Genomic DNA, 12,350 nt, shown 5'->3' on the forward strand with positions numbered 1-12,350 from the left:
GGACAGGGGCCGGGGGAGTGGGAGTGGGAGTGGGAGTGGGAGTGGGAGTGGGAGTGGGGGTGGGGGTGGGCGCCGTCCCACCGGAGCTGTCGCCGACCACGCTCAACGTCACGTACTCCCCGAACCGCAGCTCGGTCCCGGCCGGCGGATGCGAGGCCGTCACCCGGGCGTCGTCCGGCGGCAGCCCTCCGTCGTCGAGGGCGACGGCCAGCCCCTGGTCGGCCAGCCGCCGGCTCGCCTGCCCGAACGTCGCCCCGGCGAGGTCGGGCACGGCACGCCGCTCACGCGTGTCGAACGCGGTGTCGTGCTCACCGGCCGTCCCCACGGGACGGGCGATACCCCGGTCCGGTTCATGGACGTCGACGAGGGTGAGCCGCTCCGTTTTCCGGGGCGCGGGCCGCACGGCCACCAAGGACGACTCCTCGTACCCCTTCCACTCCTCATTGCGGTCATCGAACTCGACCTTTATCCGGGTCGTGTCACCCTCGAAGGGCCGCAACGGATTACCGCACGAGCACTTCACCGCGGGAAGACCCTGATCGTCGACGAGAATCGCGATTCCCGATTGAAGCAACGCGTCGAAGGGGACGGCCTCCCCCTTCTTGTAGTCGTGATTCCGCACGAGAGTGTCGTGACGCAGGAGAACAGGTGTGAGGCGTTCCAGATATCCCGGAATCTCCTCCGTGGAAAGGGAGAGCGCGGTTGCCCACGCCTGCGCCTTGCGCTCATGGGCGGGATCGGTGAGGAACTCCTTCAGTCGTACGACATCGCAGATCGTCGGCTCCTTGGAACCCCCGTACAGGCCCGGTGTATCCCCCTGCTGAAGACCACCGTGCGCGGCCCGGGCCGTGGTGACCCGCGCGTCATCCCGCCCGAGCCCCTGGTTCTCGTCGAAGAAGGGCGCAAGCGAAGGAACTCCCGCGGCGACCGCCTTCACCACGGACAAAGGCGCGTCCCGGTCGCACCCGCTCAGCGCGAGTACGAAGGCCAACAGGACGGCGAACCTGCGTACGAAAACACGAAGCGCCATTACCGCTCCCCCCGGCGGTTCCCCCGACGCGCTTCATGCTACTGAAAGGCCAAGCCTCTCGGTTTCCTCAGTTTCCGCGTGCGTTCAATGAGGCCAAATAGGCGTTGTACGCCTCGAGTTCCTTGTCGCCGTCCCGGTCGGCGGCCCGGTCCGTGCGGCGGGCCTGTCGCTGCTCCGAGCGGTACCACTGGAACAGCAGGGCGATCAGCACCAGCACGGACGGAATCTCACTGAACGCCCAGGCGATGCCGCCGGCCGCGTTCTGGTCGGAGAGCGCCTCGATGCCGAGCGAGCCGGGCGGGTTCTTGAACGTCTCGACCATCGGCTCCGACGCCATCATCAACGCGATCCCGAAGAACGCGTGGAACGGCATCCCCGCGAACAGCTCCAGCATACGCATCAGATACCCCGGCCGGTGCGGGCCCGGGTCCACGCCGATGATCGGCCAGAAGAACACCACACCCACGGCGAGGAAGTGCACCATCATCGCGATGTGCCCCGTCTTGGAGCCCATCAGGAAGTCGAACAGCGGCGTGAAGTACAGCGCGTAGAGGCTGGCGATGAACAGCGGGATCGTGAACGCCGGATGCGTGATGATCCGCATGTACCGGCTGTGCAGCAGGGCCAGCAGCAGTTCCCGCGGCCCCTTGCGCCCGCGTCCCGCCGGCGGCAGCGCCCGCAGGGCCAGGGTGATCGGGGCGCCGAGCAGGATCAGGATCGGCGACAGCATGCTGATCACCATGTGCTGCACCATGTGCACGCTGAACATGACCATGCCGTAGTCGTTCAGCCCGGTGCACATGACGAGCATCACGGTCAGCACCCCGACGACGTACGAGACCGTCCGCCCCACCGGCCACGCGTCCCCACGCCGCCGCAGCCGCACGACCCCCCACGCGTACAGCGCGAGCGCCACCAGGCAGGCGACGAGGAAGAACGGGTCGGCCGACCACTGAAGACCCCGCCCCAGCGTGAACGGCGGCAGATCCATGGTCATGCCGTGCCCGCTGTGATCCATGCGCCGGCTCCTGTTTCGTGGGGGTTGTGCAAGTCTGTCCGCCCCAGACTAGAACGACCCCCGGCCACATCTGTGACCGGGGGTGGGGCAGCCAACCCAGGGGCGCGGGGCCGTATTCATATGCGGCTCCGCCGCGTGGGCGCGACCAGCCACGAACAGCCCGGGCCCGGCAACGAATGAGAAGCCCTACGGCGAGTCCCCTAAAGCACGCACTCCGCCTCTTCGTACCGGTCCGCCGGGACCGTCTTCAACGTCTCCACGGCCTCCGCGAGCGGCACCATCACGATGTCCGTCCCCCGCAGCGCCGTCATGTGACCGAACTCGCCCCGGTGCACCGCCTCCACCGCATGCCACCCGAACCGGGTGGCCAGCACCCGGTCGTACGCGGTCGGCGTACCGCCCCGCTGCACATGGCCCAGGATGACTGGCCGTGCCTCCTTGCCGAGCCGCTGCTCCAGCTCGATCGACAGCTGGCGGGCGATCCCGGCGAAGCGCTCGTGGCCGTAGATGTCCTTGCCGCCCTCGTCGAACTCCATGGAGCCGGGCCGCGGCTTGGCGCCCTCGGCCGCCACGACGATCGCGAAGCGCTTGCCGGCGTCGAACCGCTCGCCGACTCGACGGGCCAACTCCTCGATGTCGAAGGGCCGTTCCGGTACGACGACGGCGTGCGCGCCGGCCGCCATGCCGGAGTGCAGCGCGATCCAGCCGGTGTGCCGGCCCATGACCTCGACGACCAGGACCCGCTGGTGGGACTCGGCGGTGGTCTTGAGCCGGTCCAGGGCCTCGGTGGCCACACCCACGGCCGTGTCGAATCCGAAGGTGACGTCCGTGACCGCGATGTCGTTGTCGATGGTCTTCGGCACACCCACGACGGGCAGGCCGCTGTCCGACATGAGCCGGGCCGCCTTGAGCGTGCCCTCGCCGCCGATCGGGATGATCGCGTCGAGGCCGAGCTCGGCGACATGGCCCTTCGCCCGCTCCACTCCGTCGCGCAGATGGGAGGGCTGGACCCGGGAGGAACCGAGGATCGTGCCGCCGCGGGCGAGGATGCCACCCACCGCGTCGAGGTCGAGCTTGAGGTAGTCGCACTCCAGGAGGCCCTTCCAGCCGTCCCGGAAGCCGATGACCTCGTCGCCGTGGTCGACGACGGCGCGGTGCACGACGGACCGGATGACGGCGTTCAGGCCGGGGCAGTCGCCGCCGGACGTGAGGACACCAATGCGCATAGCCCGCAATACCTTCTCAACGTGGGCCGGGACCGGACCACGTTGTCCGGCTCGAATCCCCGCCACCCTAGCGGCATCAGGGGGCGGGGCCGAACCGTGCGTCCGCCTGCTGGACGACCCCGCTCACCTGTGCGGACGGGCCGTCAGACGGGCTGGTGACAGCAGGCTGGAATCCAGTGGAACGAGCAGTCAGGCAGGCTGCTGCGCGGACGCGATCCGCTCGTTGCGCAGCGCCTCGTACCAGCGGTCGTCGGTCGGCGGCAGCGCGTTCACGTCGAGCGCCAGCTTCAGCAGATGGTCCGCGATCAGCGGGTTCCGGGCCAGTACCGGGCCGTGCATGTACGTACCGAAGACGGTGTCGTTGTACGCCCCCTCCGTGCCGTCACCGGTTCCGTTGCCGTTGCCGAGGCGGACCTGGGCGAAGGCGCGGGCGGTGGGGCCGAGGTGGGTGACGCCCTGGTGGTTCTCGAAGCCGGTCAGCGGGGGCAGGCCGAGCCGCGGGTCGATGTCCCCGAGGACGTCCCCCACACACCGCTCGCCCTCACCCCGCACGGACACCACGTCGATCAGCCCGAGACCGGGCTCACGCTGACCGAGGTCGTTGATGAACTCGTGCCCGAGGATCTGGTAGCCGGCACACACCGAGAACACGATGGCGCCGTTCTCGACGGCCCGGTGCAGCCCCCCGTCCCGGCGCAGCCGCTCGGCGGCGAGGCGCTGCGGACGGTCCTCGCCACCGCCGATCAGATAGATGTCGCCGGAGGTCGGGATCGGCTGGTCGCTGCGCACGTCGAGGCGGGCCACGTCGAGGCCGCGCTGCCGGGCCCGGCGCTCCACCACGAGGACGTTGCCCTGGTCGCCGTAGGTGCTGAGCAGGTCCGGGTAGATCCAGACGACCCGCAGTTGGTTGTCGCTCACTTAAGTCCCCTGAAGTCTCTTGGCTCAGTTGCCGACGCGGCGGCGCAGGTCCTGGAACGCGGTGTAGTTGGCGATGACCTCGATCCGGCCCGGCGGGCTCATCTGCACCGCCTGGTCGAGGTTCTCGCACACCTGGAACTGCTGGTTCGCGACCTCCAGACGCACCGCGAGGTCGAGCTTGCGGTCGCCGATGACGCAGATCGGGTGCCCGGTCAGCCGCGTGTAGTCGACGTCCCACAGCCAGGAGGTGTCGGTGCCGTCGGCGCCGCGCGCGTTCACGGAGAGGATCACCGGGGTCGGCGGCGGGTCGATCAGGGAGAACGTCTCCAGCCAGCCGGCCGGGTTCTTGGCGAGCAGCAGCCGCAGATCCCGGCCCTCGAACTGCACGACGTCATAGCGTCCGGCGACGGCCTGCACCTGGTACATCCGTTCCAGGGCGACCTGCGGCGGCACCCCGAACACGGCGGCCACGGCGGCCGACGACGCGGCGTTTGCCTTGTTGGCCCGCCCGGGCAGCTGGAGATGGATGGGCCAGGCGGACCCGTGCGGGTCGAGGACATGGTCACCGGAGAGCGCCCAGCTCGGCGTGGGCCGCCGGAAACCGCACTCACCGCAGAACCAGTCGTCGCCCGGGCGCTGCATCACACCACCGCACGACGGGCAGGACCAGGCGTCGTCCTTCCACATCTGCCCGGCGGCGACCCAGATCACGTTCGGGGACGAGGACGCCGCCCACACGACCAGCGGGTCGTCGGCGTTGGCGACGATCACGGCCTTCGAACCCGCGAGGCCCTCGCGCCAGTTCTCGGCCAGCATCCGCGTCTCGGCGGCGCGGTCCAGCTGGTCACGGGAGAGGTTGAGCAGCGCGATGCACTTGGGGTCGGTGTCCCGCGCGACTCCGGCGAGGTACTTCTCGTCGACCTCGATGACGCCGTACCGCGCCTCCGAGCTGCCCGCGAGGGCCGAGGTGATACCGGCCGGCATATTGGCGCCGAGCGCGTTGGACACGACCGGCCCGGCGGCCCGCAGCGCCTCCGCGATGAGCCGGGTCGTGGTGGTCTTGCCGTTGGTCGCGGAGACGAGGACCACGTCCAGGTTCTGCGCGAGCCTGGCGAGAAGGTCGGGGTCGAGCTTGAGCGCCACCCGGCCGCCGATCACCGAACCGCTGCCGCGCCCCGCGGCGCGAGATGCCGCCGCGACCGCCTTGCCCGCGGTCACGGCGAGCTTGGCCCGCGGCGTCAGCGGGTCCGAGTTGCCTGCCATCAGTTCTCGATCCTCCTTGCGTACGCGCCGCGCCTGAAGCCCTACGGCAACGTGGTGGTGGTCAGCCTATCGAGATCCATTCGCACTCCCGAATCGCCGTACCCTTGCGGCCATGCGAAACGCCTCCATTCCGGGCGCGCACGGGCGCGTCCGTCCCCTCACCCTGCTCGGCGACCCGGTGCTGCACGCACCCTGTGAGCGGGTCACCGACTTCGGCCCCGAACTGGCGACGCTGGTGGAGGACTTGTTCGCGACGATGTACGCGGCGCAGGGGGTGGGCCTCGCCGCGAACCAGGTGGGGGAGTCGCTGCGGGTATTCGTGTACGACTGCCCCGACGACGAGGACGTTCGGCACCTCGGCCATGTGGTGAACCCCCGGTTGGTGGAGACGGACGGCGTGGTGATCCGCGGCCCGGAGGGCTGTTTGTCCCTGCCGGGCCTGGAGGCCGGGACGGAGCGGTACGACCACGCGGTGGTCGAGGGCTTCACGATGACCGGGGAGCCGGTGACGATCCATGGCACGGGCTTCTTCGCACGCTGCCTCCAGCACGAGTGCGACCACTTGGAGGGAAGGGTGTACGCGGACCGGGTGAGTGGCTGGCGGCATCGTCGTCTCATGCGACAGGTGACCCGAGCCTCCTGGCGCAGGCGAGGGAGACGGCCCTGGGCCTAGGGGCGCGGGGCTGTATCGATGTGCGGCTACCGCCGCGTGTGCGCGACCAGCCCCCACGCACCCGCAGCCGGCGAGCGAGCGTCAGAACCCCGGCCCTCCCACCTTGTCTCCCGCGGCCGCAAGCCGACCCCACAACAGGTCGGCCAAACTCCGCACCAACTCCGCCCGAGAACACGGTCGTTCTCCCAGCCACCAGTCCCCGGCCGCGTGCATCATCCCGACTATCCCGTGCCCCCACACCCGAGCCAGCTGCTGACTCCCCGGCCCGAGATCCAGCCGCTCCTCGATGACGGTCGCCAACTCCTCGCCCATCCTGCGGAGCAACGGCATCGAGTGCTTACCGACGTCGAACCCCTGGTCCGCCGTCTGACTCCCCTCGGTCGGATGCATCAGAAACCGATACACCTGAGGCCGGGCCTCGATCGCCGCGAGATACGTGTCCAACGTGGCCTCGACCCGCTCGCGCCGGTCCGCGGGAGCGTCCAGCGCGGCCCGCAACGAGTCCAGCAGCGCATCCGTGTGCCGCTTGGCCAACGCCGCGTAAAGTCCGCTCTTGTCGCCGAAGTGCCGGTACAGAATCGGCTTGGTGATACCCGCCTCCGCGGCGATGGCGTTCATCGAGGCCTGTGGGCCCTCGCGCAGCACCACCCTGTCGGCGGCCTCCAGCAGCTCGCGCCGACGGCGGTCGGCGGACCGCTGCTGCTCGGTCCGCTGCGTGGTGTCCATGAGCTCTCCCCACCCGTGGTGAATCGATGACGCCTGCGCAAACTAACACCCAACCTGCCACAACCATCGAACGGGCTGCCGATCGTGCCTCGTGAGTTGACTTTACCTACCCGCGAGTAACAAACTAGGGTTACCGCTAGTAACAAGCATGCACGCAGTCATGCACGTACGCCGCTGGAGGGGACATGGCCGAGTTCACCATGGAGCTCAACGACGAACAGAAGGAGGTCCGGGACTGGCTGCACGGCTTCGCGGCCGATGTGATCCGCCCCGCGGCCGCCGAATGGGACGAGCGTGAGGAGACTCCCTGGCCGGTCATCCAGGAGGCCGCGAAGGTCGGCATCTACTCGCTCGACTTCTACGCCCAGCAGTATTTCGACTCCACCGGCCTCGGCATACCCATGGCCATGGAGGAGCTGTTCTGGGGTGACGCGGGCATCGCGCTCTCCATCGTCGGTACCGGCCTCGCCGCCGTCGGCGTCCTCGCCAACGGCACCGAGGAGCAGATCGGCACCTGGGTGCCCCAGATGTACGGCGACGCGGGCGATGTCAAGCTTGCCGCCTTCTGCTCCTCCGAGCCCGACGCCGGGTCGGACGTGGCGTCGATGCGTACGCGTGCGGTGTACGACGAGGCCAAGGACGAGTGGGTGATCAACGGCACGAAGACCTGGGCGACCAACGGCGGTATAGCCAACGTCCACGTGGTCGTCGCGGTCGTCGACCCCGAGCTCGGCTCCAAGGGCCACGCCTCCTTCATCATCCCGCCGAACACGCCGGGCCTGGCCCAGGGCCAGAAGTTCAAGAAGCACGGCATTCGCGCCTCGCACACCGCCGAAGTCATCCTGGACAACGTGCGCGTGCCCGGCTCCTGCCTGCTGGGCGGCAAGGAGAAGCTGGACGAGCGGCTGGCGCGGGCGCGTGAGCGAGCCAAGGCGGTGGGCGGCGGCGAGCGCGTGAAGAACGCGGCGATGGCCACGTTCGAGGCCTCGCGGCCGGCGGTCGGCGCGATGGCCGTCGGTACGGCCCGTGCCGCGTACGAGGTCGCCCTCGACTACGCGATGACGCGTGAGCAGTTCGGGCGGCCCATCATCGACAACCAGGGCGTGGCCTTCCAGCTGGCCGAGATGCGGACGCAGATCGACGCCGCGCGGCTGCTGGTGTGGCGCGCTTCCTGGATGGCGATCAACGGGAAGCCGTTCACGGCGGCCGAGGGGTCGATGTCGAAGCTCTTCGCGAGCGAGACGGCGAAGAAGGTCACGGCCCAGGCGATACAGATCCTCGGCGGCAACGGTTACACGCGGGAGTACCCCGTGGAGCGGATGCACCGGGACAGCGCGATCTACACGATCTTCGAGGGGACGAGTGAGATCCAGCGGCTGGTGATCGCGCGTACGTTGTCGGGGATGCCGATTCGGTAGCGCGGTGGGGGTTGCCGGGTCGTTGCTCGCGCGGTTCCCCGCGCCCCTTGAAGGGGTGCGGGGAACCGCGCGACCAGCCCGAACGAACCCGCAGACGGCATCCAACCGTGACCCCTACGGCGCACCCCCGCTGCTATGCGCGATGCACGCCACGTCGATCCGATCCGCAAGCTTCGCCAGCTCAATGGTCAACGCCGCCACCGTGTCCTCGTCGAGCCCGTCCTCCCCGGCCTCGACAAGGTGCAGCCACCGCGCACCCACGGTACGCAGCAGCTTGCTCACATCGGAGGCAGCCACCTGCAAGGTTCCGCGGTCGTCGACGATCAGCGGCAGAGTAACTTCGCGGTTCACACACGGGATCGTAGTCGCGCAGCGCTCACGCGCCCTGCCAAACCGTAGTGATGTTGCAGAACTCGCGGATTCCGTGCCCGGACAGCTCACGCCCGTAACCGGACCGCTTTACTCCGCCAAACGGGAACGCCGGATGGGACGCCGTCATCCCGTTGACGTACACACTTCCGGCCTCCAGATCCCGTACGAACCGGTCGACCTCCGCCTCGTCCCGCGTCCATACGTTCGAACTCAGTCCGAACGGTGAGTCGTTCGCGATGAGCACCGCCTCGTCCAGGTCACCCGCCCGGTACAGCGTGGCGACCGGTCCGAAGGCCTCCTCGCGGTGGATCCGCATCTCACGGGTGATGCCGGCGAGCACGGTGGGCGGGTAGTACCAGCCGGGCAGTTCGGGCCGGCGCAGCTCGTGGCCGCCGCACAGGACGGTCGCACCGGTCCTCTTGGCATCGTCGACCAGTTCCTCCAGGTCCGTCCGGCCCTGTTCGCTGGAGAGCGGGCCGACGTCCGTCTCGTCCAGCATCGGGTCGCCGACCGTCAGCGCCTTCATGCCCGCGACGAACCGCTCGGCGAAGGCGTCGTAGACGTCCGTGTGCACGATGAACCGCTTCGCGGCGATGCACGACTGCCCCGTGTTCTGCACGCGCGCGGTCACCGCGACCTGCGCGGCCCGGTCGAGGTCGGCCGACGGCATGACGACGTACGGGTCGCTGCCGCCCAGCTCCAGCACCGTCTTCTTGATCATCTCCCCGGCCGTGGAGGCGACCGCACGGCCGGCCGGCTCGCTGCCGGTCAGGGTGGCCGCCTTGACGCGTTCGTCGCGCAGGACCTCGTCGACCTGTCCGGAGCCGATGAGCAGGGTCTGGAAGCAGCCCTCGGTATAGCCCGCGCGGTGGAACAGGTCCTCCAGGTAGAGGGCGGTCCGGGGGACGTTCGAGGCGTGCTTGAGAAGGCCGACGTTGCCGGCCATCAGCGCCGGCGCCGCGAAGCGGATCACCTGCCAGAGCGGGAAGTTCCACGGCATCACCGCGAGGATCGGCCCGAGCGGGCGATAGCGCACCCGCACCCGCGACGCGCCCGAGTCCTTCACGTCCGCGTCGGGCGGCTCCTCGTCGGCGAGCAGTTCCTCGGCGCGGTCGGCGTACCAGCGCATCGCCTTGGCGCACTTGGCGACCTCGGCCCGGGACTGCTTGATGGGCTTGCCCATCTCGGTCGTCATCATCCGGGCGACGTCCTGCTGGTCCTCTTCCAGAAGGCTCGCCGCCTGGAGCAGCAGACGGGCCCGGTCGACGAAGCTGGTCGTCCGGTACGTGCGGAAGGTGGCCTCGGCGAGCTGGAGCCTGCGCTCGATCTCCTCGGCGCCCATGGCCTCGTACGTCTTGAGCGTCTCGCCGTTCGCCGGGTTCACCGTCGCGATGGGCATGACCGACCTCCTGGGAGCGGGCTGATGCTTCGACCTTCCCGCGCGGCGGTGGCTACCGCAACGCGTGTACGGCCGCTCAGGCCGAGTGCTCCGCCAGCCGGTCGAGAAACGTGGCCTGGGCCTTGACGATCACCTCGCGCGCCCGCTCGACGCCCAGCCACTCCACCCGGTCCAGCTCCGGGAACTCCTGGGTCCGTCCCGACCGCGGCGGCCACTCCATGACGAATGTTCCGGGCACCGCCGTCGCCGGGTCGAGGTCGGCCTCCACCGCCCACACCGTGACGGTCTTGCCCCCGGCCTGCCTGACCTCGCCGAGCGGTACGGCCTCCCCGTCGGGCGGCGCCAGCCCCAGCTCCTCCTGGAACTCACGGCGGGCCGCCTCCCAGGCGGGTTCGTCGGGCTCGTACTCGCCCTTCGGGACCGTCCACGCCCCGGCGTCCTTCTTGGCGAAGAAGGGCCCGCCCATGTGGCCGAGCAACACTTCCAGGCCGTCATCGGTGTGGCGGAAGAGGAGCAGACCGGCGCTGTGCTTTCCCCGGGCGGACGTCACGGCTTCACCTCGGGGTGGGCGGCGAGCAGCGTCTCGACCGTGTCGGCCTCCTCCGGCCGCTTGTCCTCGCGATAGCGGACCACGCGCGCGAAGCGGAGCGTCACGCCGGCCGGGTAGCGGGTGGAGCGCTGGAGGCCGTCGTAGGCGATCTCGACGACGAGTTCGGGGCGTACGGTCACGCCCCAGCCCCTGGTCTCCACGGCAAGTTCCTGGAGGCGCTCGGTCTGCCAGGTCAGCAGTGCGTCGGTCATGCCCTTGAACGTCTTGCCGAGCATGGCGAACCCGCCGTCCGCCGTACGGGCCCCGAGATGGAGGTTGGAGAGCTTGCCGGTCCTGCGGCCGTGACCCCATTCGGCGGCCAGCACCACCAGGTCGAGGGTGTGGACGGGCTTGACCTTCAGCCAGGAGGCGCCCCGGCGGCCCGCGCTGTAGGGGGCGTCGAGGGCCTTGACGACCACACCCTCATGGCCGCGCTTCAGGGTCTCGGCGAGGAAGTCCTCGGCCTTCGCGAGGTCGTCGGAGCCGGACACCAGGGTGCGGCGCACCCGCATCGGCTCGGGGACCAGCCGGGCCAGCTCCGCATGCCGTTCCGCGAACGGCAGGTCGAGCAGGTCGTGGCCGTCGACGGACAGGGCGTCGAAGAAGACGGGGGAGACGGGGACGTCCTTCGCCGCCGTCGCCACGTCCACCCGGGAACCGACACGGCCGGCGGTCTCCTGGAAGGAACGGGGGCGGCCCGCGGCGTCGAAGGCGATGACCTCGCCGTCCAGGATGAAGCGCTCGCCCCCCAACTCCATGGCGGTGGAGGTGAGTTCGGGCAGGCGGTCGGTGATGTCGTCCAGGGTGCGGGTGTAGATCCGTACGGCGTCGCCGTCGCGGTGCAGCTGGACGCGGATGCCGTCCAGTTTCTCCTCGACCGCGCAGACGCCGAGCTTCTCGACGGCCTCCGCCACCGAGGAGGCGCTGTGCGCCAGCATCGGCAGCACCGGGCGGCCGACGGTGAGGCGGAAGCGGGCGACGGAGTCGGGGCCCTCGGCGAGCAGCGCCGCGGCCACCGTCTGGAGCGACCCGGCGAGCATCACCGCCCGGCGTACGTCCGCGGGCGGCGCCTCGGTCGCCTGGGCCAGGCCCTCCACCGCCACCGCGTCCAGGGCCCCCTGCCGCACCTCGCCCGTGATCAGCCCGAACAGGAAGCGCTGCTCGTCGTCTGTGGCCGCACCCATCAACTCGCCCACCAGACGGGCCCGTTCGGTCTGCGAGCCGGTGCCGGACACCTTGCCCAGCTCCGTGAGCCGGGCATCCACCTCGGCCACGGTGAGGGTGGGCTCGGCGGCCGGGGCGACCGGGTGGCTCAGCACCTTCCAGCCGATGCCGAGCCGCCCCTGCGGGAGGCGTCCCGCCAGGTAGGGGATGACGATGGGCACGTCGTCAGGCTCGGCGTCCCGGAAGAGTTCCGCCAGCAGAGCGATCTTCCGGGAGCGGGCCGAGGCCGCGGCGACCTCCTGGGATACCTGGGCCAGTCGGGTCAGGAGCATGCAGCCATGGTGCGGTGCGCTCCGCGGGTTTACACGCCGGAGGATCGGTCGTGTTTCGTCTGCGGGTGCGTTGCGGCTGGTCGCGCCCACGCGGCGGAGCCGCATATCGATACAGCCCCGCGCCCCTAGGTGTATTGACCCGCAGGGTTGTTCACGCGGGTGATGGGTGGGTGGCCGCCGAGTGCGGTGTGGCAGCGGTGGTGGTTGTAGGTGTGCAGGAAG

12 protein-coding genes are annotated in these 12,350 nt (G+C 69.8%); 2 read left to right on the top strand and 10 right to left on the bottom strand.

Annotation, left to right across the window (positions count from 1 at the left end; all coding sequences use genetic code 11):
- The 5 genes from KUM44_RS10480 to KUM44_RS10500 form a co-directional block, all read right to left on the bottom strand.
- Positions 1-1,030 (bottom strand): PASTA domain-containing protein (locus KUM44_RS10480; protein WP_217207532.1); only part of this gene is annotated, 1,030 nt, incomplete at its 3' end.
- 67 nt (positions 1,031-1,097) lie between these two features.
- On the bottom strand, positions 1,098-2,048 hold the full coding sequence (locus KUM44_RS10485; RefSeq protein WP_217207533.1) for a cytochrome c oxidase assembly protein: 951 nt from the start codon (positions 2,046-2,048) through the stop codon (positions 1,098-1,100).
- 200 nt (positions 2,049-2,248) lie between these two features.
- Positions 2,249-3,274 carry a 6-phosphofructokinase gene (locus KUM44_RS10490; RefSeq protein WP_217207534.1) on the bottom strand — a complete coding sequence of 342 codons (1,026 nt, stop codon included), beginning with the start codon at positions 3,272-3,274 and terminating at the stop codon, positions 2,249-2,251.
- A gap of 189 nt (positions 3,275-3,463) precedes the next feature.
- Complete coding sequence (locus KUM44_RS10495) at positions 3,464-4,192, bottom strand: type 1 glutamine amidotransferase (protein ID WP_217207535.1); 729 nt, start codon at positions 4,190-4,192, stop codon at positions 3,464-3,466.
- A 24-nt stretch (positions 4,193-4,216) separates the two neighbouring features.
- On the bottom strand, positions 4,217-5,455 hold the full coding sequence (locus tag KUM44_RS10500; RefSeq protein ID WP_217207536.1) for a MurT ligase domain-containing protein: 1,239 nt from the start codon (positions 5,453-5,455) through the stop codon (positions 4,217-4,219).
- Between the two features lie 112 nt (positions 5,456-5,567).
- On the opposite strand from KUM44_RS10500, the gene def reads away from it, so the two are divergent.
- The gene (def, locus tag KUM44_RS10505) at positions 5,568-6,128 is read left to right on the top strand and encodes a peptide deformylase (protein ID WP_217207537.1); all 561 of its coding nucleotides are present in this window, start codon (positions 5,568-5,570) and stop codon (positions 6,126-6,128) included.
- An 81-nt stretch (positions 6,129-6,209) separates the two neighbouring features.
- On the opposite strand, the gene KUM44_RS10510 is transcribed toward def, so the two are convergent.
- A complete protein-coding gene (locus tag KUM44_RS10510; RefSeq protein ID WP_217207538.1) occupies positions 6,210-6,854 on the bottom strand; it encodes a TetR family transcriptional regulator in 645 nt (214 codons plus the stop codon).
- Positions 6,855-7,039: 185 nt separating this feature from the next.
- Between KUM44_RS10510 and KUM44_RS10515 the strand changes: the two genes are divergently transcribed.
- On the top strand, positions 7,040-8,272 hold the full coding sequence (locus KUM44_RS10515) for an acyl-CoA dehydrogenase family protein (RefSeq protein ID WP_217207539.1): 1,233 nt from the start codon (positions 7,040-7,042) through the stop codon (positions 8,270-8,272).
- A 114-nt stretch (positions 8,273-8,386) separates the two neighbouring features.
- Here the strand turns inward: KUM44_RS10515 and KUM44_RS10520 are convergent, their stop codons facing one another.
- The 4 genes from KUM44_RS10520 to KUM44_RS10535 all read right to left on the bottom strand — a co-directional run bounded on the left by KUM44_RS10520 (position 8,387) and on the right by KUM44_RS10535 (position 12,128).
- On the bottom strand, positions 8,387-8,623 hold the full coding sequence (locus KUM44_RS10520; protein ID WP_217207540.1) for a DUF6213 family protein: 237 nt from the start codon (positions 8,621-8,623) through the stop codon (positions 8,387-8,389).
- Between the two features lie 25 nt (positions 8,624-8,648).
- Positions 8,649-10,043: an NADP-dependent succinic semialdehyde dehydrogenase gene (locus KUM44_RS10525; protein WP_217207541.1), complete on the bottom strand. Its 1,395-nt coding sequence runs from the start codon at positions 10,041-10,043 to the stop codon at positions 8,649-8,651.
- 76 nt (positions 10,044-10,119) lie between these two features.
- Positions 10,120-10,593 carry an NUDIX domain-containing protein gene (locus KUM44_RS10530; RefSeq protein WP_217207542.1) on the bottom strand — a complete coding sequence of 158 codons (474 nt, stop codon included), beginning with the start codon at positions 10,591-10,593 and terminating at the stop codon, positions 10,120-10,122.
- Positions 10,590-12,128 (bottom strand): ATP-dependent DNA ligase, encoded by a 1,539-nt coding sequence (locus tag KUM44_RS10535; RefSeq protein WP_217207543.1) that lies wholly within the window; start codon positions 12,126-12,128, stop codon positions 10,590-10,592. Before KUM44_RS10535 ends, KUM44_RS10530 begins: the two co-directional genes overlap by 4 nt.
- Positions 12,129-12,350: the final 222 nt, after the last annotated feature.

This window comes from Streptomyces sp. AC550_RSS872 (assembly GCF_019049285.1).
Classification (GTDB): Bacteria; Actinomycetota; Actinomycetes; order Streptomycetales; family Streptomycetaceae; genus Streptomyces.

Coding starts and splice junctions, on each gene's coding strand:
- KUM44_RS10485 (WP_217207533.1), bottom strand. CDS start 2,048: ATGGATCACAGCGGGCACGGCATGACCATGGATCTGCCGCCGTTCACG.
- KUM44_RS10490 (WP_217207534.1), bottom strand. CDS start 3,274: ATGCGCATTGGTGTCCTCACGTCCGGCGGCGACTGCCCCGGCCTGAAC.
- KUM44_RS10500 (WP_217207536.1), bottom strand. CDS start 5,455: ATGGCAGGCAACTCGGACCCGCTGACGCCGCGGGCCAAGCTCGCCGTG.
- def (WP_217207537.1), top strand. CDS start 5,568: ATGCGAAACGCCTCCATTCCGGGCGCGCACGGGCGCGTCCGTCCCCTC.
- KUM44_RS10510 (WP_217207538.1), bottom strand. CDS start 6,854: ATGGACACCACGCAGCGGACCGAGCAGCAGCGGTCCGCCGACCGCCGT.
- KUM44_RS10515 (WP_217207539.1), top strand. CDS start 7,040: ATGGCCGAGTTCACCATGGAGCTCAACGACGAACAGAAGGAGGTCCGG.
- KUM44_RS10525 (WP_217207541.1), bottom strand. CDS start 10,043: ATGCCCATCGCGACGGTGAACCCGGCGAACGGCGAGACGCTCAAGACG.
- KUM44_RS10535 (WP_217207543.1), bottom strand. CDS start 12,128: ATGCTCCTGACCCGACTGGCCCAGGTATCCCAGGAGGTCGCCGCGGCC.